Source organism: Solihabitans fulvus (assembly GCF_008386585.1).
Classification (GTDB): Bacteria; Actinomycetota; Actinomycetes; order Mycobacteriales; family Pseudonocardiaceae; genus Solihabitans; species Solihabitans fulvus.
On record NZ_VUOB01000064.1, the window covers coordinates 44369 to 69421 of the forward strand.

At 72.7% G+C, this 25053-nt stretch carries 28 protein-coding genes; 13 read left to right on the forward strand and 15 right to left on the reverse strand.

The annotated features are described in order from the left end of the window. Positions 1–95: 95 nt before the first annotated feature. Positions 96–1829: an ABC transporter ATP-binding protein gene (locus F0L68_RS31660; RefSeq protein ID WP_149853534.1), complete on the forward strand. Its 1734-nt coding sequence runs from the start codon at positions 96–98 to the stop codon at positions 1827–1829. Between the two features lie 74 nt (positions 1830–1903). After that, complete coding sequence (locus tag F0L68_RS31665; protein ID WP_223199322.1) at positions 1904–3826, forward strand: ABC transporter ATP-binding protein; 1923 nt, start codon at positions 1904–1906, stop codon at positions 3824–3826. A gap of 105 nt (positions 3827–3931) precedes the next feature. Here F0L68_RS31665 and F0L68_RS31670 read toward each other — a convergent pair whose 3' ends face one another. Then, positions 3932–4819 carry a LysR family transcriptional regulator gene (locus F0L68_RS31670; protein WP_149853535.1) on the reverse strand — a complete coding sequence of 296 codons (888 nt, stop codon included), beginning with the start codon at positions 4817–4819 and terminating at the stop codon, positions 3932–3934. A gap of 76 nt (positions 4820–4895) precedes the next feature. Between F0L68_RS31670 and F0L68_RS31675 the strand changes: the two genes are divergently transcribed. Beyond that, positions 4896–5630, forward strand: coding sequence for a CTP synthase C-terminal region-related (seleno)protein (locus F0L68_RS31675; protein WP_223199305.1), 735 nt, complete (start codon positions 4896–4898; stop codon positions 5628–5630). Here F0L68_RS31675 and F0L68_RS31680 read toward each other — a convergent pair. Then, positions 5627–6553 (reverse strand): VOC family protein, encoded by a 927-nt coding sequence (locus F0L68_RS31680; RefSeq protein ID WP_149853536.1) that lies wholly within the window; start codon positions 6551–6553, stop codon positions 5627–5629. The two genes, F0L68_RS31675 and F0L68_RS31680, sit on opposite strands and share 4 nt — an antisense overlap. 145 nt (positions 6554–6698) lie before the next feature. Here F0L68_RS31680 and F0L68_RS31685 point away from each other — a divergent pair, with 145 nt between their 5' ends. After that, entirely contained in the window at positions 6699–7796 is a 1098-nt protein-coding gene (locus F0L68_RS31685; protein WP_149853537.1) for an amidohydrolase family protein, read from the forward strand. 7 nt (positions 7797–7803) lie between these two features. Here the strand turns inward: F0L68_RS31685 and F0L68_RS31690 are convergent, their stop codons facing one another. Beyond that, positions 7804–8802 carry a helix-turn-helix transcriptional regulator gene (locus F0L68_RS31690; RefSeq protein WP_149853538.1) on the reverse strand — a complete coding sequence of 333 codons (999 nt, stop codon included), beginning with the start codon at positions 8800–8802 and terminating at the stop codon, positions 7804–7806. 62 nt (positions 8803–8864) lie between these two features. Between F0L68_RS31690 and F0L68_RS31695 the strand changes: the two genes are divergently transcribed. Further along, on the forward strand, positions 8865–9452 hold the full coding sequence (locus tag F0L68_RS31695; protein ID WP_149853539.1) for a DinB family protein: 588 nt from the start codon (positions 8865–8867) through the stop codon (positions 9450–9452). Beyond that, entirely contained in the window at positions 9449–9910 is a 462-nt protein-coding gene (locus tag F0L68_RS31700; protein WP_149853540.1) for a VOC family protein, read from the forward strand. Before F0L68_RS31695 ends, F0L68_RS31700 begins: the two co-directional genes overlap by 4 nt. Before the next feature lie 8 nt (positions 9911–9918). Here the strand turns inward: F0L68_RS31700 and F0L68_RS31705 are convergent, their stop codons facing one another. Both F0L68_RS31705 and F0L68_RS31710 read right to left on the reverse strand, forming a co-directional pair. Then, positions 9919–10566 (reverse strand): response regulator, encoded by a 648-nt coding sequence (locus F0L68_RS31705; protein WP_149853541.1) that lies wholly within the window; start codon positions 10564–10566, stop codon positions 9919–9921. After that, the gene (locus tag F0L68_RS31710; protein ID WP_223199306.1) at positions 10563–11720 is read right to left on the reverse strand and encodes a sensor histidine kinase; all 1158 of its coding nucleotides are present in this window, start codon (positions 11718–11720) and stop codon (positions 10563–10565) included. Before F0L68_RS31710 ends, F0L68_RS31705 begins: the two co-directional genes overlap by 4 nt. 128 nt (positions 11721–11848) lie before the next feature. Here F0L68_RS31710 and F0L68_RS31715 point away from each other — a divergent pair, with 128 nt between their 5' ends. Genes F0L68_RS31715 through F0L68_RS31720 form a run of 3 tightly spaced genes read left to right on the forward strand, consistent with a single transcriptional unit; the run spans position 11849 to position 13427 of the window. After that, a complete protein-coding gene (locus tag F0L68_RS31715; protein ID WP_149853542.1) occupies positions 11849–12853 on the forward strand; it encodes a hypothetical protein in 1005 nt (334 codons plus the stop codon). Then, a complete protein-coding gene (locus F0L68_RS44630) occupies positions 12853–12981 on the forward strand; it encodes a hypothetical protein (protein WP_276313912.1) in 129 nt (42 codons plus the stop codon). Before F0L68_RS31715 ends, F0L68_RS44630 begins: the two co-directional genes overlap by 1 nt. Further along, complete coding sequence (locus F0L68_RS31720; protein ID WP_149853543.1) at positions 12981–13427, forward strand: ABA4-like family protein; 447 nt, start codon at positions 12981–12983, stop codon at positions 13425–13427. The genes F0L68_RS44630 and F0L68_RS31720 overlap by 1 nt, the downstream gene beginning before the upstream one ends. 25 nt (positions 13428–13452) lie before the next feature. On the opposite strand, the gene F0L68_RS31725 is transcribed toward F0L68_RS31720, so the two are convergent. From F0L68_RS31725 to F0L68_RS31740, 4 genes are all read right to left on the reverse strand, one after another. Beyond that, a complete protein-coding gene (locus F0L68_RS31725; RefSeq protein WP_149853544.1) occupies positions 13453–13959 on the reverse strand; it encodes a hypothetical protein in 507 nt (168 codons plus the stop codon). A gap of 123 nt (positions 13960–14082) precedes the next feature. Continuing rightward, positions 14083–14895 (reverse strand): isocitrate lyase/PEP mutase family protein, encoded by an 813-nt coding sequence (locus F0L68_RS31730; RefSeq protein ID WP_149853658.1) that lies wholly within the window; start codon positions 14893–14895, stop codon positions 14083–14085. Between the two features lie 86 nt (positions 14896–14981). Beyond that, positions 14982–15950, reverse strand: a complete 969-nt coding sequence (locus tag F0L68_RS31735) for a cytochrome P450 (RefSeq protein ID WP_149853545.1) — start codon at positions 15948–15950, stop codon at positions 14982–14984. A 62-nt stretch (positions 15951–16012) separates the two neighbouring features. Beyond that, positions 16013–16933 carry a LysR family transcriptional regulator gene (locus F0L68_RS31740; RefSeq protein WP_149853546.1) on the reverse strand — a complete coding sequence of 307 codons (921 nt, stop codon included), beginning with the start codon at positions 16931–16933 and terminating at the stop codon, positions 16013–16015. A 71-nt stretch (positions 16934–17004) separates the two neighbouring features. On the opposite strand from F0L68_RS31740, the gene dapA reads away from it, so the two are divergent. The 3 genes from dapA to nudC all read left to right on the forward strand — a co-directional run bounded on the left by dapA (position 17005) and on the right by nudC (position 19352). Beyond that, complete coding sequence (gene dapA / locus F0L68_RS31745; protein ID WP_149853547.1) at positions 17005–17883, forward strand: 4-hydroxy-tetrahydrodipicolinate synthase; 879 nt, start codon at positions 17005–17007, stop codon at positions 17881–17883. Between the two features lie 103 nt (positions 17884–17986). Continuing rightward, positions 17987–18451 carry an Lrp/AsnC family transcriptional regulator gene (locus tag F0L68_RS31750; protein ID WP_149853548.1) on the forward strand — a complete coding sequence of 155 codons (465 nt, stop codon included), beginning with the start codon at positions 17987–17989 and terminating at the stop codon, positions 18449–18451. Continuing rightward, positions 18444–19352: an NAD(+) diphosphatase gene (nudC, locus tag F0L68_RS31755; protein ID WP_149853549.1), complete on the forward strand. Its 909-nt coding sequence runs from the start codon at positions 18444–18446 to the stop codon at positions 19350–19352. The genes F0L68_RS31750 and nudC overlap by 8 nt, the downstream gene beginning before the upstream one ends. A 15-nt stretch (positions 19353–19367) precedes the next feature. Here the strand turns inward: nudC and F0L68_RS44635 are convergent, their stop codons facing one another. Continuing rightward, the gene (locus F0L68_RS44635) at positions 19368–20339 is read right to left on the reverse strand and encodes a S41 family peptidase (protein WP_149853550.1); all 972 of its coding nucleotides are present in this window, start codon (positions 20337–20339) and stop codon (positions 19368–19370) included. Positions 20340–20388: 49 nt separating this feature from the next. Next, complete coding sequence (locus tag F0L68_RS31765; RefSeq protein WP_223199307.1) at positions 20389–20847, reverse strand: PaaI family thioesterase; 459 nt, start codon at positions 20845–20847, stop codon at positions 20389–20391. A 94-nt stretch (positions 20848–20941) separates the two neighbouring features. Here F0L68_RS31765 and F0L68_RS31770 point away from each other — a divergent pair, with 94 nt between their 5' ends. Beyond that, positions 20942–21706: a TetR/AcrR family transcriptional regulator gene (locus F0L68_RS31770; protein ID WP_223199308.1), complete on the forward strand. Its 765-nt coding sequence runs from the start codon at positions 20942–20944 to the stop codon at positions 21704–21706. A 488-nt stretch (positions 21707–22194) separates the two neighbouring features. On the opposite strand, the gene F0L68_RS31780 is transcribed toward F0L68_RS31770, so the two are convergent. The 4 genes from F0L68_RS31780 to F0L68_RS31795 form a co-directional block, all read right to left on the reverse strand. Continuing rightward, complete coding sequence (locus F0L68_RS31780; protein ID WP_149853553.1) at positions 22195–22377, reverse strand: twin-arginine translocation signal domain-containing protein; 183 nt, start codon at positions 22375–22377, stop codon at positions 22195–22197. A 659-nt stretch (positions 22378–23036) separates the two neighbouring features. After that, a complete protein-coding gene (locus F0L68_RS31785) occupies positions 23037–23687 on the reverse strand; it encodes a formylglycine-generating enzyme family protein (RefSeq protein WP_149853659.1) in 651 nt (216 codons plus the stop codon). A 51-nt stretch (positions 23688–23738) separates the two neighbouring features. After that, on the reverse strand, positions 23739–24608 hold the full coding sequence (locus F0L68_RS31790) for an alpha/beta fold hydrolase (RefSeq protein ID WP_149853554.1): 870 nt from the start codon (positions 24606–24608) through the stop codon (positions 23739–23741). Then, entirely contained in the window at positions 24605–25045 is a 441-nt protein-coding gene (locus tag F0L68_RS31795) for a helix-turn-helix domain-containing protein (protein WP_149853555.1), read from the reverse strand. The genes F0L68_RS31790 and F0L68_RS31795 overlap by 4 nt, the downstream gene beginning before the upstream one ends. Positions 25046–25053: the final 8 nt, after the last annotated feature.

Below are 25053 nucleotides of genomic sequence, written 5' to 3' on the forward strand. Positions count from 1 at the left end.
CTGGCAGTCTGGCTGCCTGGTGCTCGGGCGTGCCCCGACCGGCGCGGGGCGTTCCACGGTAGCGGCTAGCCGTCGACAAATGAGAGAGAATCCGTGTGCTGATCCGACTCCTGCGGGCGCAGCTGGCCCCGTACCGCAAACCCATGGCGCTGGTCGTGCTGCTCCAGCTCGTGCAGACCATCGCCACCCTCTACCTACCGACGCTCAACGCGGACATCATCGACAACGGCGTGGTCAAGGGCGACACCGGCTACATCATGAGCACCGGCGGCGTCATGCTCGCGGTGACACTGGTGCAGATCGTCTGCTCGGCCGGCGCCGTCTACTTCGGCGCCCGCACGGCCATGGCGGTCGGGCGGGACATCCGCAAGGCGGTGTTCACGCGCGTGCAGGACTTCTCCGCACGCGAGGTCGGCAAGTTCGGCACACCGTCGCTGATCACCCGCACCACCAACGACGTGCAGCAGATCCAGATGCTCGCGTTGATGACGTTCACGATGATGGTCTCGGCCCCGATCATGGGCGTCGGCGGCATCCTGATGGCGCTCAACCAGGACCTGCCGCTGTCGGTGTTGCTGCTGGTCATCGTGCCGCTGCTAGCCGGCATCGTCGGCATGATCATCGCCAGGATGACGCCGCTGTTCCGGCAGATGCAGACCCGCATCGACCAGATCAACCGGGTGCTGCGCGAGCAGATCACCGGCGTCCGGGTGATCCGCGCGTTCGTCCGCGACAACCGCGAGCGCGCCAGGTTCGGCTCGGCCAGCAACGAGCTGCTGGAGTCCTCCATCGGCGTCGGCCGGCTGATGGCGCTGATGTTCCCCTCGGTGATGCTGGTGTTCAACATCTCCAGCGTGGCCGTGATGTGGTTCGGCGGGCAGCGCATCGACAGCGGCGCGATGCAGGTCGGCGCGCTGACGGCGTTCCTGAGCTACCTGATGCAGATCCTCATGTCGGTGATGATGGCGACCTTCATGTTCATGATGGTGCCGCGCGCCGCGGTCAGCGCCGAGCGCATCACCGAGGTGCTCGACACCGACTCCAGCGTCGTCCCGCCGGCCAACCCGGTGCGCACCACGGCCGTGCACGGCCACCTCGAGCTGCGCAACGCGGAGTTCCGGTACCCGGGCGCCGAGCAGCCCGTGCTGCGCGGCATCGACCTGGTCGCCAAGCCGGGCGAGATCACCGCGGTCATCGGCAGCACCGGCAGCGGCAAGACGACGCTGCTCAACCTCGTGCCGAGGCTGATGGACGCGACCGGCGGCACGGTGCTGGTCGACGGCGTCGACGTCCGCCAGCTCGACCCGACCGCCCTGTCCGACGCGGTCGCGTTCGTGCCGCAGAAGCCGTACCTGTTCTCCGGCACCATCGCGTCGAACCTGCGCTACGGCAAGCCCGACGCGACCGACGAGGAACTGTGGCACGCGCTGGACACCGCGCAGGCCCGCACGTTCGTCGAGGCGATGCCCGACGGGCTGGACTCGGCGATCGCCCAGGGCGGCACGAACGTCTCCGGCGGCCAGCGGCAGCGCCTGGCCATCGCCCGCGCGCTGGTGCGCCGCCCCGAGGTGTACCTGTTCGACGACTCGTTCTCGGCACTGGACTACGCCACCGACGCGGCCCTGCGGGCGGCGCTGGCGCGGGAGACCGCCGAGTCGACCGTCGTCATCGTGGCCCAGCGCGTCAGCACCATCCGCCACGCCGACCGGATCGTCGTCCTGGACGAGGGCCGCGTGGTGGGCACCGGAACCCACAGCGAGCTGATGGACGGCAACGAGACCTATCGGGAAATCGTGCTGTCCCAGCTCACCGAGCAGGAGGCGGCGTGACGTCCCAGGCAACGCAGAACGGCGTCGGCGAGCGGCCGACGCCACGCCGGGGTCCCGGTCCCGCACCCGGCGGCATGGGCCGTGGGCCCGCCGCGTTCATGAGCGGCATGCCCACCGAGAAGTCGTTGGACTTCAAGGGTTCCAGCAAGCGCCTGCTGGCCCTGCTGCGCCCCGAGCGGACGCTGATCGTGATCGCACTGGTCACGGCGGCGACGACGGTGGCGCTGTCGGTGCTCGGCCCCAAGATCCTCGGCCACGCCACGGACCTGATCTTCGCCGGCGTGATCGGCAAGCTGCTGCCCGCCGGAGTGCCCAAGGCCGACCTGGTCGCGCAGGCGCGGAAGGACGGCCACGACACCTTCGCCAACATGCTCAACTCGATGGACGTCGTGCCCGGCCAGCGCATCGACTTCACCCAGGTCGGCCACGTCCTGCTGATCGTGCTGGGCATCTACGTCGCGGCCTCGGTGTTCATGCTGGTGCAGGGCCGGTTGACCACGGCGATCGTGCAGCGGTCGATGTTCCGGCTGCGCGACGAGGCCCAGGCGAAGCTGACCAGGCTCCCGCTGAGCTACTTCGACGGCCAGCCGCACGGCGAGGTCCTCAGCCGCGTCACCAACGACATCGACAACCTGTCCACGACGCTCCAGCAGACGCTGAGCCAGATGCTCAACGCGCTGCTGACCATCGTCGGGGTGCTGGCGATGATGTTCGTGATCTCGCCGCTGCTGGCGATCATCGCGCTGGTGACGGTGCCGGTGTCGGTGGTGGTGGCCGCGCGGATCGGCAAGCGCGCGCAGCCGCAGTTCATCAAGCAGTGGTCCACCACCGGTCGCCTCAACGGCCACATCGAGGAGATGTACACCGGGCACTCGCTGGTGAAGGTCTTCGGGCGGCGCGACGAGGCGGAGCGGACCTTCGCCGAGCACAACGACACCCTGTACCAGGCGAGCTTCCGGGCGCAGTTCATCTCCGGGATGATCCAGCCAGCGATGATGTTCATCGGCAACCTCAACTACGTGCTGGTCGCGGTGGTCGGCGCGCTGCGAGTCGCGTCGGGGTCGCTGACACTCGGCGACGTGCAGGCGTTCATCCAGTACTCGCGGCAGTTCAGCCAGCCGCTGACGCAGGTGGCGAGCATGGCCAACCTGCTCCAGTCCGGGGTCGCCTCCGCGGAGCGGGTGTTCGCGCTGCTCGACGCGGAGGAGCAGTCGGCCGAGCCCGGCACCCCGGCGCGACCCGCCGAGGTGAAGGGCCGGGTGGAGTTCGAGGACGTGTCGTTCCGGTACCTGCCGGACACGCCGTTGATCGAGGACCTGTCGCTGAGCGTGCAGCCCGGTCAGACGGTCGCGATCGTCGGACCGACGGGTGCGGGCAAGACGACGCTGGTCAACCTGTTGATGCGGTTCTACGAGGTGACCTCGGGTCGGATCACCGTCGACGGCGTGGACATCGCGTCGATGACCCGCGAGGACCTGCGGTCGATGACCGGCATGGTGTTGCAGGACGTGTGGCTGTTCGGCGGCACGATCGCGGAGAACATCGCCTACGGCGCGGCCGACGCCGACCAGGACCGGATCGTGCAGGCGGCGCGCGCCACGCACGTTGACCGGTTGGTGCGGACGCTGCCCGACGGGTACGACACGGTCCTCGACGACGAGGGCGCCGGGGTCAGCGCGGGCGAGAAGCAGCTGATCACGATCGCCCGCGCGTTCCTGGCCGAGCCGGCGATCCTGATCCTGGACGAGGCCACCAGCTCGGTGGACACCCGCACCGAGGTGTTGATCCAGCGGGCGATGAACTCGTTGCGGCAGGGCAGGACGAGCTTCGTGATCGCGCACCGGCTGTCCACGATCCGCGACGCGGACCTGATCCTGGTGATGGAGTCGGGCCGGATCGTGGAGCAGGGCACGCACGACGAGCTGTTGGCCGCCGAAGGCGCGTACGCGCGGCTGTACGCGGCGCAGTTCGCGCAGGCGGTGGCCGAGGTCGACTGACCTCCGTGTGCCGGTGGGGTGGTTCGTCCCGTGTGGACGGACCACCCCACCGTCGTTTTCCCGGCGGGTTCAGGTCCCGTGGCGCCGGATCGGCGGTCGCGGGGTTCAGGTCCCGTGGCGCAGGGCGTCGGCCAGTGCCGTCGCGGCCGGGCCGGCGAGGTGGCCGTGCACGAGTTCGGTGCGGTGCACCAGGCGCGGCGCGAGCACGGCGACGGCTACGACCCCGGCGGACTCGCGCGCCGCCGACGCGGGCAGCACCGCAAGGCCGTGGCCGCCCGCCACCAGCGCGAGCAGCGTCGCGGTGTCCGTGCCCTCGTACCGGATGCCGGCGCGGACGCCGTCGGACTCGGTGGCCGCGCGCAGGTCGGCCAGCGGCGCGGCGGTCTCGGGGGCGTCGATCCACCGCGCGCTCACCAGGTCACCCAGCCGCAGCCCGGCGCGGCCGCCGAGCGGGTGGCCGGGCGGCAGCAGCACCACGAGGGTTTCCTCGGCGACGGCGACCGTGGTCAGCGGGCCAGGGTCGGCCAGCCGCAGCGGGTCGCTCGGCGCGGCTACCCCGTCGACCAGCCCCAGCGTCAGGTCGCCCGCCGCGACGGCGGCGACGGTCGCGGCACGGCCGGCGACCCGCAGCGTCACCTCCAGGCCGGGCAGCGACCGTCGAAGCCGGGCCAGCGCGGTGGCCAACCGGTCCGGCGCGGCCAGCGGCGAGGCGCCGACCGTGAGCCGGCCCGGCGGCTCGCCGAGGACCCTGGCGACGTCGGCGCGGGCCGCGTCCAGGCGCAGCAGGATCGGGGCGGCGTGGTCGAGCAGCCGCGCGCCGGCCTCGGTCGGGCCGACCGGCCGCCGGTGCAGCAGCGGGGCGCGCAGGTCGGCCTCCAGCGCCGCGATGTGCTGGGACACCGCGGACTGCGTGTAGCCCAGTTCCCGCGCGGCGGCGGAGAACGAGCCGAGACGGGTGACGGCGACGAACGTGCGCAGCAGATGTGGATCCACCACATCAGTGTTGCTTATCGCGGATGCAGGAACCATCGTTGGCGCTGAACGCTCGGCGCGGGTGACGATGGTCGGCATGACCACCTTCCCCGCCGCCAGGGTCGCCCTCGTCGGTGACCGTTCCCCGCAGGTCCGCTCGCACACGCGCGTCCCCGTCCTACTCGACGCGCTGCGCGCGCGGGATCACCTCGACGTGGACGCGTACTGGGTCCCGACCGGCGACGCCGTCGACCCCGGCGCGCTCGACGGGTTCGACGGCGTGTGGCTGCTGCCCGGCAGCCCCTACGCGAGCGAGGCCGGCGCGGTCGCGGCGGTGCGCGCCGCCAGGGAGCGCAGCATCCCGTTCCTCGGCACCTGCGCGGGTTTCCAGCACGCGCTGCTGGAGTACGCGAGGAACGTGTGCGGCCTGGCCGGCGCCGCGCACGCCGAGAACGACCCCGACGGCGCGGATCCGCTGATCGTGCCGTTGGCCTGTTCGCTCAGCGGTCACGAGGGCGCGGTGCGCCTCGCGTCGGGGTCGCTGGCCGAGGCGGCGCTGGGTACGGACCGCACGGTGGAGCGCTACAGCTGCTCCTACGGCGCCGACCCCCGACACCTGGACACGTTGCGCGCCAACGGGATGCGGTTCACCGGCGCCGACGACGACGGGGACGTCCGCATCGCCGAGCTGCCCGGCCACCCGTTCTACCTGGCCACCCTGTTCCAGCCGGAGCTGGCCGGCGACGGGACCCGCGCGCACCCCATCATCCGGGCGTTCGCAACGGCGGCGGCCGCGCACGCGTCACCCGCCACCGGGGCGGTGGCAGGTTAGCGGGCCTTCGCTGAGTGTGCGCCGACCATCAGCGCCGCGAGATCCTCGGGTTCCAGGAACGACGGCGGGGGCGGCGGTCCCCACGCGCACAGGCCCCGCAGGCCGTGCAGGACCTCCGGGCTCCACAGGTCGTCCTCGGGCACGGTGTCCATGTCGGAGTAGTACTCGGAGAAGTTCCCGGCGGGATCCCTGAGGTACCAGAAGAAGTTCGCGCCGGCGTAGTGCCGGCCGAGGCCCCAGACGTGCCGCTCCGGGTGGTCCTCGAGCATCGACTGCGCGGCCCGGCCGATGTCGTCGATGTCGTTGACCTGCCAGCTGGTGTGGTGCAGGAAGTTCACCGGCGCGGCCATCAGCAGCACGTTGTGGTGGTCGGTCGAGCAGCGCAGGAACGCGGCCTGGTCACCGATGTGGTCGCTGACCTTGAAACCAAGGCCCTCGGTGAAGAACGCCATGCTGGTCGCCAGGTCGGTGCTGCCGAACACGGCGTGGCCGAGCCTGCGGGGACGGACCGGTTCGGTGCGGGTCGTGAAGGGCGCGCGGCCCCACCGGTCGATCCGGCCAGGCCCGTTGTAGGGGGTGGCTGGGGTGGGGGCGAACACGATGCGGGGCCGGACCGCGACCCGCACGACCGTGCCGGTGACGGGCTCGACGACGCGCAGCCGGTCGCCGTCCTGCTCGACGGTTAGCTCGCGATGGCGCAGGCGGCGCGCGATGGCCGCGATGTCGTCCCGGTCGTCGGCGGCCACCGACAGCTCCACCAGCCGGCGGGTCGGGGCGTGCACGATCGCGAGCTGCTCGCCGCCGTCGCTGGTGGCGAACGCGCCGCCGCCGAGATGGGTCAGGCCGAATTCGGCGTAGTAGGCGATGTTCTCGGCAACGTCGGGGACGCCGATGGTGACCTTGCCCAGTCCGTGCAGTGCCATGTCCGTGCCTCACCTCGGTGGCGTGTCGGCGGGGTCCTTCGCGTCGCGGCCGACCACGCCAGTGTCCTCCACCGCGGCGTCGCGACGCGGGGGCCAACCGGCGGAGAGTATGTGTGCTCGCAGCGATTCCAGGCAGGATGGGCACATGGCGATCACACCCCACGCGCAGTCCGATGCCGAGGCCGGTAGGACCGCGCTGCGCGACGTCCGCGTCTTCGACGGGCGCGAGTTGTCCCCACCGCGAACCGTGGTGATCGACGGCGGTGTCATCGGCACGGACGCCTCGGGCGCGCGCGTGGTCGAGGCGGGCGGCGCGGTGCTGCTGCCCGGCCTGATCGACGCCCACATCCACCTCTACGACCGCGACTCGCTGCGCCGGCTGCGCGACCACGGCGTCACCACCGGCCTGGACATGGCGACCTGGTCCCTCGAGCTGCTGGCGTCGCTGCGCGGGATTCCCGGCCTGACCGACATCCGCAGCGCGGGCACGGCGGCGCTCGGCCCCGGCGGCCAGCACGCGAAGTTCCCCGGCGTGCCGGCGGACGCCATCGTGCTCGATCCCGAGCAGGCGCGGCGGTTCGTCGACACCAGGGTCGCCGAGGGCTCCGACTACCTCAAGATCGTCGCGGAGGCGCCCGGCCAGGGCGGACCGGACCAGTCCGTGCTGGACGCCCTGACCGCCGCCGCGCACGCGCACGGCAGGAAGGTCGTCGTGCACGCCACCAACACGGACGCCTACTCGATGGCGCGCGCCGCGGGAGCCGACCTGATCACCCACGCGCCGCTGGACCGGCCCCTCTCGGCGGAGGAGGCGGCGGCCGTCGCGGCGGAGGGACGCGTCGTGATCCCCACCCTGACCATGATGGAGGGTGTCGCCGCGGCCACCGGCCGGTCCTTCGCCGCCGCGACGGGCAGTGTCGCCGCGCTGCACCGGGCCGGCGTGCCGATCCTGGCCGGCACCGACGCCAACTCGCAGCCAGGGGTGCCCTTCCAGGTCGCGCACGGCGAGAGCCTGCACCACGAGCTGGAGCTGTTGGTGGCCGCCGGGCTGAGCACTCTCGACGCGCTGCGCGCGGCCACCGTGCTGCCGGCCCGCCACTTCGGCCTCGACGACCGGGGCGCGATCGAGCCGGGCCTGCGCGCCGACCTGGTCCTGGTCGACGGCGACCCGCTGGCCGACATCCGCGCCACCCGCGCCGTTCGCACCGTGTGGTGCGGCGGCGTCGAACACTCCCCCACCTGACCCGGTCTCACCCCGACGGCGGATCGGCGGCCGGGATCGCCGCGCCGGCCGCCAGCAGTCGCTCCGCCAGCGCGCGACAGCGGCTCCCGAGCTCCGGCGGGTCGAGTGCCTCGAAGTCGTGTCCCAGCAGGAGCACGTGCATGACCACGGCGTCGAGGCTGCGGTCGGCGCCGCTGAGCACCTCGCAGCGGTCGCCGCCCCTCGGCCGGACGACGGCCGCCGACGCCGGAAGCTGCGCGCGCACGGTGTCGGCCGGGGCGTGCACGAGGAACCGCGCCTGGTGCGGGTAGACGCGGCTCGCCACGCCCTCCTGCACGTAGGTCGCCGCGTCGGGCGCCGCGCGCGGGGAGAAACGCCAGGTGCGGGCGGACACGTCGGTCATCCGGTCGACGCGGAAGGTCCGCCAGTCGTCGCGGTCGAGGTCGTAGGCGAGCAGGTACCAACGCCGGTCGGAGGTGACCAGGCGGTAGGGCTCGACGTGCCGCCGCCGCACCTCGCCCCCGGACGGGTAGTCGAAGCCGGCCTGGACCTCGTCTCGGCAGGCCCTGGCCAGCGTCATCAGGACCTCGGGGTCGACCGGCGTGCGGCCCCCGTCGAAGGACTCCACGGAACCGGACAGCGCGCGCACCTCGTGCCGCAACCTGGCTGGCAGCACCCGGTCGAGCTTGGCCAGGGCCCGGAGCGCCGCGTCGCCTGCGCCGGCGACCGCGCCGCCCGCGCCGACCAACAGCGACACGGCGGTGACGATGGCCTCCTCGTCGTCCAGGAGCAGCGGCGGCAGGTCCTGCCCGGCGCCGAGCTGGTAGCCGCCGCCGACGCCGTGGCCGGCCAGCACCGGATAGCCGAGCGCGCGCAGCCGCTCGACGTCGCGCCGCACCGTGCGCGAGGTGACCCCGAGCCGGTCGGCCAGCTCGGGGCCGGTCCACACGGGGCGTTGCTGGAGCAGCCCGAGCAGGGTGAGCACCCGCTCCGTAGTACCCCGCTCGTCGCCGCGTGCCGCGCCCATGTGACCTACCCTGCCAGAGATAGCGGACCGATCCTGTCCGCCAGTCACGTCAGGGTGGGTTCATGGACGCAGACGCACTCGACTGGAACCGGACGCTGCGCGAGCAGTGGGAGGTCCACTGGAACCACCAGCTCCGAGCCCGGCTCGACGGCCTCACCGACGACGAGTACTTCTGGTCGCCGGTGCCCGACGCCTGGAGCGTGCGGCCGCGCGGCGACTCGACGGCGCCCACACAGCTGGGTGCGGGGGACTTCGCGATCGACCACGCCGTCCCCGCGCCCGTCCCGCCTGCGTTCACCACGATCGCGTGGCGGCTCGGTCACGTCATCGTCGGCGTGCTCGCCGCGCGCAACGCGGCGCACTTCGGCGCGCCCGCGGCGGCGTACGAGACCTGGGCGTACGCGGACTGCGCGGCCACCGCGCTCGACCAGCTCGAGACCCAGCTCGGCAGGTGGCTGGCTGGGGTGCGCGGCCTCGGCGAGGCCGGGCTCCTGGTCCCGCTCGGCGACCGGGAACCCTTCCCCGAGGCACCGATGGCCGACCTGGTGCTGCACATCCACCGCGAGCTGATCCACCACCTGTCCGAGGTCTGCCTGCTGCGCGACCTCTACCGGCACACGAGACCCGCAACGAACGGAGCAACCCGATGAGTCGCCACCTCCAGGTCACCTTCGACGCCCACGACCCGAGGGCGCTGTCGTACTTCTGGCGCGACGTGCTGGGCTACGTCCACCCCGGCCCGCCAGGGGTAGACCTGCCCGCCGGCGCCGATCCGCTGGCCGCGTGGGACGACTTCCTCGCCCAGATCGGCGTGCCACCGGAGCAGCGCAACACGAGGTCCGCCATCGAGGACCCGGACGGGCACGGCCCTCGGCTGTTCTTCCAGCAGGTGCCGGAGGGCAAGGTCGCCAAGAACCGCGTCCACCTCGACGTCCGCGCGGCGCCCGGGCTGCGGGGCGAGGAGCGGATGGCGGCGCTGGACGCCGAGTGCGACCGACTCGTCGCGCTGGGGGCGATGCGGCTGCGTCGCGTCGAGCCCGCTCCCCCGCTGGACGCCGGCACCATCGTGATGGCCGACCCCGAGGGCAACGAGTTCTGCCTGGACTGAACCTAGCTCTAGCCACACAGGCCGGCGCGGACGGCCAGGACCGCCAGCCGCACCCGGTTCGGGCTCGCGGTCTTGGCCATCAGGTTCGACACGTGCGTCTTCACCGTCGTCACCCCCAGGTGCAGGCGGTCGGCGATCTCGGTGTTGGACAGCCCGTCGCCGATCAGCGCCAGCACCTCGCGTTCCCGGCCCGTCAGCTCGGCGGGCACCGGTGTCGCGGCGGCGGGCTCGACGCGCGCGGCGACCGCGCGGTCCACCAGGCGCCGCAGCACCGCAGGCGCGAACGGGCTCTCCCCGTCCACGACGCCGCGCACCGCGCGCAGCAGCTCCGCCGGGGCCATGTCCTTGGCCAGGAACCCGCACGCGCCCGCGGCCAGCGCCGGGTACACGTGGTCGTCGTCGTCGAAGGTCGTCAGCACCACGACCCGCGTCGTGGGCCGGGCCGCCATGATCCGCTGGGTGGCGGTCATCCCGTCCATGCCCGGCATCCGCAGGTCCATCAGCACCACGTCGGGGCGCAGCCGCTCGGCCAACCGGACCGCGTCAACGCCGTTCGCGGCCTCCCCCACCACCTCAAGATCCGCCGCCGAGTCGCACAGCATCCGCAGGCCCGCCCGCACCAGCTGCTGGTCGTCCACCAGCAGCACCCGGATCACGGTCGGCCCGCGACGGCGGGCAGCGTCGCGGCCAGCCGCCAGCCCGACCCGTCCGGGCCCGCCTCGAACCGGCCGCCGACCAGCTCCACCCGCTCCCGCATGCCGACCAGGCCGTGGCCGACGCGGTCGCCCGCTGGCGCGCGTTCGGCGCCGCCCTCGTCGCGGATCTCCACGCTGGCCGCGCCGTCCTCGCCCAACCGCACCACCAGCCGCGCCCGCGCGCTGGGACCGGCGTGCTTGCCGACGTTGGTCAGGCCCTCCTGCACCAGCCGCAGCACCGCGAGGCCGCGCACCGCGTCGAGCCCGGCGACCGCGGGGTCGATCGAGTCGACGACCTCGACGCCGGCGCCGCGGCCCCGCTCGACGACGGCCCGCAGCGACGCCGGCAGCGTCGCGGGCTCCACCAGCAGCGACCCGAGGTCGTCCTGGGCCACCGACGGGTTGCGTAGCACCCCGATCAGGCGCCGCAGGTCGGCCAGCGCGGCCGTGCCGCTGGTGTGCACGTCCTGCAACACCCGCGCCACCTCGGGCTCGAGGTCGGGCAGCACGTGTTGGGCGACGCCGACGCGCAGGACCATCGACGCGACGTGGTGGGCGACCAGGTCGTGGATCTCCCGCGCGATGGAGGTCCGCTCGGCCAGCCGTGCCTGCCGTTTGGCCTCCGCCGCGCGTTCCTGGGCCTGGCGGACCAGTTGCGCCTGCGAGTTCAGGTAGGCGCCGACCAGCACCGGCGCGCCGACCATCCACACCATCTGGAACAGCATCATCGGCGCGGTCGCCGGAAGCGTCGCGAAGTGGGTGACCAGGAACCCGACGGTCAGCGCCGCCGAGGCGACCACCGTTGGCGTGCCCCAGCGCCGCGCGGCGACCTCCAGCATCGCCGCGGTCACCATGACCTTCACCGAGACGGAGTCGTGCGCGAACCTCGACGGCCCGGCGAACAGCACCACCTGCGTCAACGCCACCGACAGCGGGAACAGGCCGCCCAGCGCGCCGGCGCCGGCGGAGGCCAGCGCCAGCGACCAGTCCACCCACGTCAGCGTCGTGCGGTCGGTCAGCAGCAGCAGGTAGCCGCTCACGCACAGGAACGGCAGCAGCACGCGCACCACCCCGAACCGGACGCGCGCGACCCTGCTGATCCACTCGATGGGCACGACAGCACGGTAACCCGCGTCCCGGCCGGTGATCTCCTCCCTGGGAAGGAGAAGCGTCCTCCCCGAGGCCGCCGGGTCGGGCCGTGACGAGGAGGCCCCGGCGCAGGCCCGGCGCGAGGCTTCCTGCCATGACACAACACGACGTCACGCACGACGTCTCGCTGCGCCAGGCCCTGCTCCGGCACCGGCCGCTGCTGGTGCTGTTCACTTTCGCAGTCCTCCAGGCCGCGATGTCGGTCGTCGGGCTCGCCGTGGACGACCGCGTCGTGACCGGCGCGCCGGTCTGGCTCAAGCCGTTCAAGTTCGGGGTGTCCGTCGCGATCTACGCGGTGTCGCTGGCGTGGCTGCTGGCCCGCCAGACCAGGCACCGCAGGCTCGGCTGGTGGATGGGCACCGCCGTCAGCGTCTTCATCGTCGTCGAGTTCGTGCTCCTGCTGACCCAGGTGTTCCGGGGCAGGGCGAGCCACTTCAACGTCGCGACCGCCTTCGACAGCGCCCTGTTCCAGATCATGGGCGCCTCCATCGGCGTGGTGTGGCTGTGCACGGCGGTCATCGCCGCCCTGGTGTGGCGGCAGCGCCTCGGCGACCGCGCCGACACCGCCGCCGCGCGGCTCGGTCTGGTGATCGCCCTGATCGGGCTGGGCCTCGCCTTCCTGATGGTGGGGCCGACACCGGGGCAGCGCGCCGGCTTCGCGCGCGGCGTCCACGACGCGATCGGCGCGCACACCGTTGGCGCGGCCGACGGCGGACCCGGCATGCCCGTCACGGGATGGAGCACCACGAGCGGGGACCTGCGGATCCCGCACTTCTTCGGCATACACGCCCTCCAGGCGCTGCCGCTGCTCGCGGTGCTGCTGCGGGCCCTGGCGCGACGCGGCGGCCGGTTCGCGCCACTGCGCCGCGAGGAGGTGCGGCTGCGGCTGGTGGTGACCTCCGCCGCCGGCTACGCGGGTGCGGTGGCGCTGGTGACCTGGCAGGCGCTGCGCGGCCAGTCGCTGGTCCACCCCGACGGCTGGACCCTCGGCGTGGCGGCGCTGCTGCTGGCCGGGACCGCCGCGGCCGCCGCCGCGGCGCTGCGCACCAGGGTGGTCGTCCCGGCCACGCTGCCGGCCGCCATGATCGAGGTGTCCTGATGGCCGAGTCACTGTTCGGCGCGGCGGCGCTGCTGGTGGTCGGGACCGCTGGGGCCGCCGTCGCGGCGCTGCGTGCCAGGGTTGTCGTCCCTGCCGCGCTGCCGGCCGACGTAGTGGAGGTGTCGTGATGGCCGAGTCGCTGTTCGGCGTGACGTTCCTGGCCGCGCTGCCGTTCTGGGCGCTGTTGATCCTCGCGCCGACGTGGTCGTGGACGCGGCGCGTGGCGGCCTCGCCGCTGATCGTGCTGCCGCCGCTGGTGATCTACGCGGTGCTGGTCCTGCCCGACCTGGCGACGGTTCTGCCGGCCGTGACCCATCCTCAGTTCGACGGGATACGGACGCTGCTGGGCTCTGGCACCGGCGCGGCGATCGCCTGGGCGCACTTCATCGCCTTCGACCTGTTCGTCGGCCGGTTCCTGTACCTGGACAGCCGGCGTCGCGACATCCACCCGCTGGTCATGGCGCCGCTGATGGTGCTGACGATCCTGTTGGCGCCGCTGGGGTTGCTCGCCTACCTCGCGGTGCGCCGCCCGGTGTCGCGGCGGACCCCGGCCCCGGGGACGGAACCGGTGTGAGCGGCGACGACCGGGGTGTAGGCCGCTAGGAGTGCGGGGTCGACGGGCCGCTGGAGGTCGCGGCGGGCTCGGGGCAGTCGCGGACCCGCCGGTCGCGCGGGTCGACCTGGAACCGTGCGCCCAGCTCGTCGGCCAGGGCGCGGCGGTCCACGCCGGCGGCCGGCACCAGCCACAGCGACGCCGGCACGGTCGCCGGGGTGGCCGCCGCGAGGAGGTCGGGATCGTCGCGGTAGAGGTCGCGGAACCGCACGTATCCCTCCTGTTTGGTGAGCGTGGCCAGCGACACCACCCTCGGTTCGCCGGCCAGCGCGGCGGCGGCGTCGCGCATGCCCTGGTCGGTCCGCAAATACAGGACGACCTGGTTGACGCACGTGTCGGGGCCCGCGCGCGGCAGGGAGCGGCCCGTCGTCGGCGTGCCCCCGCCCCGCGACACCACCAGCACGACCACCACACCCGTGGTGGCCACGGCGGTCAGCGCAGCGGCGATCCGCAGGCGCTGGGCCGCCGACCGGCGGAGGACATGCTTGGGCACAGGCCGACCTTGGCATGGACGCCGTGCCGCCGGCACCACTGGGCGGTGATTCCGGGCCGCCTGTGGCGACCGCGACACCCGTGCCCGCCCGCCGCTCCCGCCACCGGCGGGCGGGGCACGGGGTCAGCGCGCGCGGCCGGTATCCACCGTGGCCATGATGTCCTGCACGCGCTGGTAGGTCGGGATGGTCGGCTCGGCGTCGGGCACCGCGTCCGACAGCTCGGCGGCGACGCTCACCACGGCGTGCAGGGCGGCCCGGAACAGCAGCGAACCGGTGCTGATCCGCGCCACGCCCAGCTCCGCGAGCCGCGCGCGGCTGTGTCGGCCCGGCGCGTACAGCACGTTCAGCGGCGCCCGCACCGACTCGGCCACGGCCGCGATCGCCGCGTCGTCGGGCAGGCCGGGCACGAACACGCCGTCCGCGCCGGCCTCGACATAGACCCTGGCCCGCCGCAGCGTCTCCGCGACCGACTCCTGCTCGGCGGCCCGCAGCCAGTAGGTGTCGGTGCGGGCGTTGACGAACAGGCCGGGCACGCGGTCGCGGATCGCCGCGATCACCCTGGCGTGGCGCCCGGCCGGCACGAGCGATCCGTCGGCGCGGCCGTCCTCGAGGTTGATGCCGACCACGCCGTAGCCGGCCAGTTCGGCGGCGAGGTCGGCGACCCGCGCCGGGTCGTCGCTGAAACCGCCCTCCACGTCGACGGTCACCAGGCACGGCAGCGCAGTGATGCCGTGCGCCAACGCGAGGGTCTCCGCGCGGGTGGCTCCGGTGCCGTCGGGTTTGCCGCTGGCGGCGGCGACACCCAGGCTGGTGGTGCCGACGGCGGCGAACCCGTGGGCGGCCAGCGCCGCAGCGGAGGCGTGGTCCCAGGCGTTGGGCAGCACCAGCGGCGCGCCGGGGACGTGCAGGCCGGCGAAACGCTCGGCGTCGCTCATCATCGCCCTCGTTCCGGTCGGAGCGGTCTCGGTCGGAGCGGTCTCGGTCGGAGCGGTCTCGGTCGGTTCCGTCCTGGTCGGTTCCGTCATCGCGCGGTCACCAGCAGACGGGCCGGCACCCGCAGGTTCGCCGACGGCTCGTAGGCGAGGTCGGTCTCGACCAGGTCGCGGCCGGGCAGCACCGCGTCGAGGACCCCGGCGGCCAGCTCCAGCGCGTGGTCGGCGCCGGGGCAGCGGCGGGGGCCGTGGCCGAACGTCAGGTGCGGCGGCTCGCCGCGCTCGGGGTCGAACCGGTCCGGGTCGGCGAACACGGCCGGGTCGCGGTTGGCCGCGGCGAAGTCCAGCAGCACCACCGTGCCCGGCGCGAGGTCGACACTCGCGAGGCGCGCGCCGGCCACGCTGACCCTGCGGGTGGCGCGCACCGGCGGGTCAAGGCGCAGCGTCTCGGCGAGCACACCGGCCACCGGCCAGCCGCGCGCGGCGGGACCCGCGCGCAGCGCGTGCGCCACGGCGTTGCCGACCAGGCCCGCCGTCGCGTCGCAGGCCTGCACCAGCAGCCCGATGCGGGCGGCTACGGCCTCCGGTTCGGCGGGGCCGAGCAGTCCCACCAGCGCCGCGATCCCGTCGTCGGCACGGGACCTGGCCGCCGCGTCGGCCCCGGGGTGGTAGGCGGCGGCGACCGCCGCGACGCTCCGCACCGCGCGGTCCATGTCGGCGTCGGTGATCCCGAGCGTCGCGCACAGCACCCCGACCGGGACCCGCCGCGCCACCCGCGCCATCACGTCCACCGGCCGCGGCCCAGCCAGCTCCCGCAGCGCCAGGTCGCGGGCCCGGTCCCGCAGCGCGACCGCGTCGACACCGGCCAGTTCGGCCGTCGCGAGCGCGCGCCGCCGGGTGTGCGCCGGGCCTTCACAGAACCGCGACACGGTGGCCCGCAGCCACGCCAGGGTCGCCTCGGTGTCGGCCGGTTCCGCTTGGGGCACAACGAAATGCTCGTCGGCGAGCACCGCGCGCACCTCGGCGTGTCCGGTCACGGTCGGGTCGGAGTCGCTCATGATGTCGACCCTAGGTCGGTGACGTGTCGGCGCTGGCCGACACGTCAGCGCCGAGCTGACGTTCAGCGGGAGCGCGCCGACGGTGATGCGTGGCTGCTCTGGCGTGCCGCCACCGACGAGCGCAGCGCCGCCACGCACGCCGCGACCGCGGGATGCCCGCCCGCCCCGGCCCGGTAGGCCGCCTGGGTGCGCCGGTGCACCGGCAGCCGCGTCAGCACCACACCCTCCGGCGGGTCGCCCACACCTAGTTCCGGCACCATCGCCACCCCGAGGCCGGCGGCCACCAGCGCCAGCACCGTGCCGAAGTCGTCGGCGTGGTGCCGCACGCGCGGCGTGAACCCGGCGACCTGACAGGCCCGCACCGCCACCAGGTGGCACAGCGTGTCGGGGCGGCCGAGGATCCACGGCAGGTCCCGGCACCAGCCGATCGGATCGACGCCGACCTCGGGCGGGCGCGCCGACGCCAGGAACATCGCCTCGGTCAGCAGCGGCTCGCTGTCCAGCCCGGGGTCCCGTTGCTGCGGCACGAAGTCGTAGTCGTGCACCAACGCCACATCCAGCTCCCCGCCCCGCACCGCGTCGGGCACCTCCGCCGGGTCGACCTCGTCCACCCGCAGCTCCAGGCCAGGATGCCGGCGGGCCAACTCCACCAACGCCGCAGGCAGGATCGTGCGCGCCGCGGTGGGGAACGCCCCGATCCGCAGCGGCCCGGCCAGCCCGCCGCCCGCCTCGGCCACCGCGGCCGACGCCCGTTCCAGGACCGCCAACACGTCCTCGGCGTGCTCGACCAGGACCAGCCCGGCCGGCGTCAACACCACGCCCCGACCCGACCGCGCCAGCAGCGCGACGCCGGCCTCCCGCTCCAGCGCCGACAGCTGTTGGGACACCGCCGACGCCGTGTACGCCAGCGCCTCGGCCACCGCCGCGATCGTGCCCCGGCGCGCCAACTCCCGCAGCAACCGCAGCTTCCGCACATCCAGCATCAGCACAGCTTACGAATAACCCAACAAACCTGAACTGGACCTACCCGATGGCGGCCGGTGAGGCTTGGGCCATGACCCCCGGCCTGCACGGCATCCACGTCCCCCTCATCACCCCCATGACCGCCGACGGCGCCATCGACCCCGACGCCCTGGCCGCGCTCGCCAACCGCGTCCTGGACGACGGCGCCACCGGCCTGGTCGCCCTCGGCACCACCGCCGAGACCGCCACCCTCACCGACACCGAACGCCACACCGTCCTCGACATCTGCGCCGACGTCTGCCGCGACCGCGCCGCCACCCTCACCGTCGGGGCCGGCAGCAACGACACCCACGCCACCGCCGACGCCCTGCGCGCCCTCACCCGCTGGCCCAGGGCCACTGCCGCGCTCGTCCCCGTCCCCTACTTCAACCGCCCGGCCGAGGCAGGCGTCATCGCCCACTTCACCCACCTCGCCAAGCACAGCCCCGTGCCCATCGTGATCTACAACGTCCCCTACCGCACCGGCCAGACCATCACCGCCGCCACCCTGCGCCACCTCGCCGCCCTGCCAGCCATCGTCGGCGTCAAGCACGCCGTCGGCGGCATCGACCAGGACACCATCACCCTGCTCGCCGACCCGCCCGCCGACTTCGCCGTCCTCGCCGGCGACGACGCCTACCTCTCGCCGCTGCTGGCCATCGGCGCGGCGGGCGGCATCCTCGCCTCCGCGCACCTGCGCACCCGCGACTTCGTCGACCTCGCCACCGCCTGGCGCACCGGCGACCTGCCCACCGCCCGCGCCACCGGCCACCGCCTCGCCGCGCTGTCCACCGCCCTGTTCGCCGAACCCAACCCGGCCGTCATCAAGGCCGTCCTGCACGCACAGGGCCACCTTCCCAGCCCCGCCGTGCGACTCCCCCTGCTGCCGGCCAGCCCCGCCGCGCTGCGCGCCGCCCTCCAGCACGCCTGACCCGGACCCTGTTCACTCGAAACGCCACAACGCCGAACTCCGTCCGGCTACAGTTCGATCTGACCCGACCACGATCGGACGCACCGAACCAGGCAGGCCGCCCATGGACGACACCGACCGCGCGCTCCTCGCGCTCCTGCAACACGACGCGACCCTCAGCTACACCACCCTCGCCGGCGGCATCGGCCTGTCCTCCGCCGCGACCCACGACCGCGTCCGCAAACTCCGCGACACCGGCGTCATTCGCCGCACCACCATCGACGTCGACCCCACGGCACTGGGCCGACCCACCCTCGCCTACGTCCTGCTCAGCGCCGACACCTGGATCGGCGACGACGACACCGCCACCCGGCTACGCGCCCTGCCCTGGGTCGAGGAAGCCCACATCGTCGCCGGCAGCGCCTCCCTGCTCGTCAAGGTCCGCACCGCCGACAACACCGAACTCCAGGCCGTCCTCCGCCGCCTCTACGACATCCCCGGCGTCAGCGGCACCCAGACCATCGTCGTCCTGGACACCGTCTTCGAACGCCCCACCAACCCACACGGAAACCCCACCACCCATGACTGAGCACGCCCTCGCCTACACCGGCGGCCACCTCGACCGCGCCGCCGCCCTGCGCACCGACCCCGCCTGGATCGCCGACGCCCTCGCCCGACCCGACAGCACCGTCATCCCCCTGTGGCGCGACCGCTGCCTCACCCGCCACGGCCGGCCCGTCACGCTGCCCGCCCCGGCACTGCCCGACACCACCCCGGTGTTCCTCGGCCTGCGCGACACCACCGCGATCTTCGCCGCCGACCTGTCCCACCTCACCGAACCCGCGGCCCTGGACCACACCGGAGCCACCGACACCCACGACCTCCGCGCCGTCGTCAACGACCTCGCCCCCGCCGACGCCGCCACCATCGCCTACGCCAGGGGCATCACCCACTGGCACCGCAACCAACAGTTCTGCGGCGCCTGCGGCACCGACACCGACGTCCGCGACGGCGGCCACCTGCGCGCCTGCCGGAACCCCGACTGCGAGAAACTCCTGTTCCCCCGCATCGAACCCGCCGTCATCATGGTCATCCAGGCGCCCGCCACCGCCGCGGCGCCGGCACGCTGCCTCCTCGGCCGGCACCACGGCAGCGACGAGGACAGCTACTCCACCCTCGCCGGCTTCGTCGAGATCGGCGAGAACCTCGAGGACGCCGTCCGCCGCGAGGCCGCCGAGGAGGCAGGCGTGCGCATCGGCGCCGTCGCCTACCAGGCGTCCCAGGCCTGGCCCTTCCCCGCCGGGCTCATGGTCGGCTTCCGCGCCACCGCGCTCACCGACACCACCGCCGTGGACGGCGTCGAACTCCTCGACGCCCGCTGGTTCACCCCGGCCGAACTCCGCGACCGCGCCACCCGCCGCCCACTGGCCAGGACCGACTCCATCGGCGACCTCCTCCTACGGTCCTGGCTCGACGACCACCCCGCCTGATCCGGCCGCAGCCGATCAGCCCAACTCCTTCAGCGCCAACCGGGCCTCCTCCGCCACCACCCGACGCTCCCCCTCCGCGCCGAGGCCGAGCACGTCCCGCAACGCCAACCCGTAGGCCGTGTCCAACGCCCGCTCCGCCGGCACCTCGACATGCGGCCGCACACCGACGGCCTCCCAGTTGGTGCCCGACACCGGGTTGATCGCCCGCCCCGACGGCACCGCGGACTTCAGGTGCGCGGCCACCCGGTAACGCCCGCCGGGATGCGCGCCACCCCTGGTGACCTCGCCGACCAGCGTCGCCCGCCCCAGCTCACGCAGGTTGTAGCTCAGCTCCTCCCCGCCCGAGAACGTCGACGAGCTGGTGACCACGTACACCGGCTTGTCGCCGCCGAACCGCGCGCCGGGCACGTACGGCAGCGTCCAGAACTGCTTCGTGCTGTCGCTCGGCCTGAAGTACAGGTCGTTGAGGTGCGTCTCCTCGTCGAACAGGTAGCTGCACAACAGCGCCACCATGTCCGGATCGCCGCCGCTGTTGCGACGCAGGTCCACCAGCAGCACGTCCGCGTCGGCCACCAGGTTCATCGCCGCCACCGCCGCGGGCCCCGACACCGACGGCGAGAACAGCCTGCGCACGTCCAACAGCGCCACGTTGCCCGGCAGTCGCTCGACCCGGGCGAACCCGTGCCCTGCCAGCGCCGCCTCCCGCCGCTGCGCGGCCATGTCGTGCAGCTCCGGCGCGTCCTGCTCGGGAATCTCCGCCACGCTGTGCAGCAGGCGCAGGTGCTTGTCCCCGTTGACCGACTGGAGATCCTCGGTGACCACCCGTGCGAAACCCTCGTCGTCGGAGACACCCCGATAGGCGCCCTCGGCCAACCGCCGCGTCAACACCTGGCAGATCCGCTCGGCGACGTCGGGAAAAACATAGCGATCAGTGAGCTGCCCGACCAGCACGCCGATCTCCGGCGACCAGTCCCGTTCCGTGTCCATGGCGGGAAATCTACAAACCGCACCGAACAACGCACCCAGGCCCCTGTGGCTAGCCCCGCCCGGGCGGCAACACCAGACACGTCGTGGTCGCCGTCGCCAACAACCGGCCCCGCGCGTCGGTCAACGTCCCCTCACCCGTGACGACCTGACGGCCCCGATGCACCACCCGGCCCTCCGCGCGCACCACCGTACCGTCCAACGGCCCCGGCCGCAGGAACTTCACCGCCAGATCCAACGACGTGTACCCCACCCCCGCCGCCAACGTCGTGTGCACCGCACACCCCATCGCCGAGTCCAACATCGTGGCCGCCACACCCCCGTGCAACGTCCCCAACGGATTGGCCAACTCCGGACGGGTGCTCAACACGATCGCCACCCGACCGTCCTCCACCTCGTCGAACGCCATGCCCAACACCGCGCCGATACCCACCGACACGCTCTGCGCGTGAATGGACTGCATCAACTGCAAACCGTCCAACAACGCCATCGGACTCTTGCGCTCACTCACCGGCAAACCCCCAGCTCAGTCCGGCCGGAACGGACCATCCGCCCGCGCCACGCGCCAAGTTGACACCGTCAAGTTACCAGTGTCAACTAACTCCGTGAACGCACCCGCGCGACGCAGACGAGCCCGACCGGGCGACGGCGACCTCCTCCGCGAGGACATCCTGCGGGTCGCCGAACAACTCCTCCTCGAAACCGGCGACGACACCACCCTCACCCTCCGCGCCGTCGCCGCCCGCGCCCACGTCACCACACCCTCGGTCTACCTGCACTTCACCGACAAACAAGCCCTCGTCGGCGCCGTCTGCCTCCGCGTCTGGGAAGGACTCGGCGCCCGCATGCGCGAAGCCACCGCCGACGTCACCGACCCCTACCACGCACTCCGCCGCACCGGCACCGCCTACATCCTCTTCGGCCTCGACCACCCCGTGCAGTACCGACTCCTCATGATGCGACCACCAACCCCCGGCGACACCCGCTCGGAAAAGGCCGCGGCCGACGCCTGCTTCCACTACCTCGTCGACGCCGTCCGCCCCTGCGTCGACGCAGGCATCCTCGAAGGCGACCCAGCACAACTCGCCCTCCAGATGTGGTCAGCCGTGCACGGCTGCGTCACTCTCCAGATCTCCCAACCCGACTTCCCCTGGCCAACCGACCGCGAAGCCCTCGCCGAGGACGTCGCCAGAATGGCCGGACTCGGCACCGGCCTGCTCAGCCGCGTCCGCACCGCGCCACCCACCGTCACCGGCGTCGACTACGCCACCCAGTTCACCGCGACACGCACCGCACTCAACCCCGTGCCCGAAGCCGGACACGTGCCCCAGCAAGAGGGCCAGCCGGGATACGAGCGAAACGGGCAATGAGCGCCCAAAGCTGCTGGTCGGGCAGATGTACTCCGAAACCCTCGGGCAGCAAGGTGATCAGCTCGGTGTAGCAAAACCCGTGCTGGGGGAAGTTCAAGCTGCGCCTGGCTCACCTTCAGGCGCTCGACGAGCTCGGCCCGACCGAGGTGTGGCTGGACGTGTTCGGCGACGTCCTGGCCGGCGCGCGGGAGGCCACCGCACCGGCCGAGGGCGGCGTGCCACATCGGAACCGGCGGTGGTGGTGGCCGAGCGGGCCGGGCGGCTGCGCTCAAGACGCTCGCGGACGCGGGTGGGATCGAGCGGCTCTCAGCGGCGCACGAGGTGGTGGCGGCGCATCACGGCCACAAGGCCACAACTACCTGCCGCTGCTGGAGAAGTTCTACAAGAGCCACCGCCGCGGCCCGCAGGCGACGTGCCACCTCGAGGATCGGGCTCCTGACGACCGAGGGCAGCCGCTCGGGCCAGCGTCTGACCGTTCCTCGGCCGGATCAGCCGCTGCGCTCGACGCCGTCCGGCTCCCCGGCGCCCGGCATCGCTTCTTCCGGCGTCAAGGAGCTCTCCACCGCTCCCGGAGCCAGGGCGCCGGCCCCGGTGGCCGCAGCGGTGACCGCCGCGCCCTTCATCAACCGCCGGCGGTCAGTCCCGCTGCCGCTGATCTCAGATTCCGTCATACGACTGACCCCTTCTCACGATCATCTAGCAACGCGCACCCGGTCCCCGGCCGACTCCAGACGTTGGCTCGACTGCCGATCGACAGAAGCGCGAACACGGGCCCCGTACCGGCCCGGCGAACGCGCTCCCAGCTCGTCGTTGACATCGTCATCCCAAGCAGCAGGCGACGCGACCGGGATCAGCCATCCGTGGGGGACGAACCGGAGCGATCTGCCTTCTCATGAAGGTCATTTCCGAGAATCCGTCCGCGCGGCGACTGCGCGTGTCGATATCCGAACTCGCGTGCACGGACAGGCGGACCGCGCCCGGGCCCTCCGCCAGTCCCTGCCGCTCTGTCCGGGATGGAACGTGAGAAGAAGGGCCAGCACCCGTCCCCGGCCACCGTGCTGCGCATGCTCCGCGACCAAGTCACCGCGGCAGCCACTACGTGACCGGCAATCGCGCTCCGATACTTACCCGGACCAGCCGAAACGTCAGTCAATGATCAACTCATGGCGGCTTTTGGGGTTACCTTGACCGCACCCCACATCCCCATCGGCAAACGCAAACCCGGCCTCGCCAGAATCTACCGCGCCCTGGCCGACGCCCGGCGCCTGATCAGCCGGACGCCACCGCGAATACCGGCTGGCCCCCAGCAACACACGCGGCGACCCGGGACTCATCCCGACCGAGCGAGCCGGAACCCGAGGTCGTCGATCCGCAAAGACGGATGACTCCTGCGCCGACACGACGCCCGACAGCTCCGAGGCACGTCATACGCGCCACCACCGCGAAACACCCGGTACGCGCCGTAAACCCTCGGGTCGTACAGGTCCCAGCACCACTCCCACACGTTGCCGATCATGTCGTGCAGACCCCACGCGTTCGGCGCCCTCGTCCCCACTTCGCGCACCGCGCCGCCGGAGTTCCCGCGATACCACCCGATCTCCGCCAACTCCCCGTACCGAACACCGGAGTCCCCCGCCCGGCACGCGTACTCCCACTCCGCCTCCGACGGCAACCGCCAACCCCCGGCCGACCAGTCACACACCACGTCCAACCCGTCCGGATCCACGCCGAGCGAGTAACAGCGCGCCAACCCCGCCGCGTCCGACAGCACGTTGCAGAATCGGACCGCCGCCAACCACGACACCTCCGTCACCGGCGTCCCCGGCCCCGCAGAACTCGACGGCACCGCACCCATGACGGCGCGGTAGAACTCACCGGTCACCGGAACGGGCGCCAACCGGAAAGCCTTGACTTCCACCGGCCAACTCGACCGAGTGCCCTCGTCCCGCAGCACGATCTCCCCGGCCGGAATCCCGACCATCCGTTCCGCGAACACTCCACCCAGCTCCGACGCCCGGCTCACCGCGGACCGTCAACCAACACGATCCGCACCCGTCAGGAACTCCAACTCGGCAGCCGCCTGCGCCGGCACGAAATGACCGACCCCCGGCAACATCCGCACCACCGCGTGCGGCACGACCGCCTCGAACCGGCGCTTGGTCACCGCCGAATCCAGCATCACGTCCAACTGCCCAACGAACACCGCGACCGGCATGGTCAACCGCCGCAACGCGTCATCCCCGAACACCGGAAGATCACCGGAGCGGTACCGGAGGTTCCTCGACACGAGCAGCACCTGCTCGACAACCATCGCCTCGGCCGCCGGCCCCAACGTCGACACGGCAGGACCGAGGACCCCTCGCACCGTCGCGCGCCTACCCCAGCCACCCAACAGGCCCAACACCATCGCCTTGAGCAGAAACCCCTTCTTCTGCCTACCCACCCCGGTCGGGCACACCAACACCAGCCGCGCCACCCTGCCCGGCGACCGCGTGGCGAAGTCCAACGCCAACCAACCGCCGAGGGACATCGCCAGCACCGACACCCGGTCCAACCCGAAGAAGTCCAGCACCGCACCCAGCCACACCGCGTACCTGTCGGACTCGAACGGCGGCCGCGACGGCGCGCTCAACCCCGGCTCGCCGATCACATCCACGGCATACACCCGGAACCGCTCCGCGAGACCCGCGACCCGGTCCACCCACTGCGCCGAGTTCGAGCCGGAACCGTGCAGCAGCACCAGCGGCGGCGCGTCGACGGGACCGGACACGATCACGAACGTCTCGCCCTCCGCAGTCGGCACCCGCACCTGCTCGCTGTCCACCGGCCAGTACTCCAGCCCCCGCAGATAGCGCTCGCGCAGCAGCCGGGCCCCCTCCTCGGATCGATAGATCCCGCTCACGCTTCCCCCTCCTCGACGACGGCGCCGATCAGACCGAAGACGGAGGCGCTCGTGGCCAGGCCGCCGAGCACGACGATCTTCAGGTGGGCGCGCTGCTTGTCGTAGATCGTCTCGATGCGCAACTGCTGGTCGCCCTCGCGGCGATGGGCCGTCGCGGTGGTCAGCAGCAGGCTCACCCGATTGGCCTCATCGGGACTGATCGCGTCGATCTCCACGAAGCTCGACACCTCGACATGGCGATGGCGCACGACCGAGTCCCGGGCGGCGGGCTCGACGGGCTGCCCGGTGAACGCCTCCAGGTCCGCGCGGGCGATGCGGTACTGCTTGCCGATGCGGACGGCCTTCAACCGCCCGTCCCTGACGTAGCCGCGCACCGTCCGCACGTGCAGGCCCAACCGGTCGGCGACCTCATCCGCCGTGAACAACTCCTGTTGCATGCGAACTA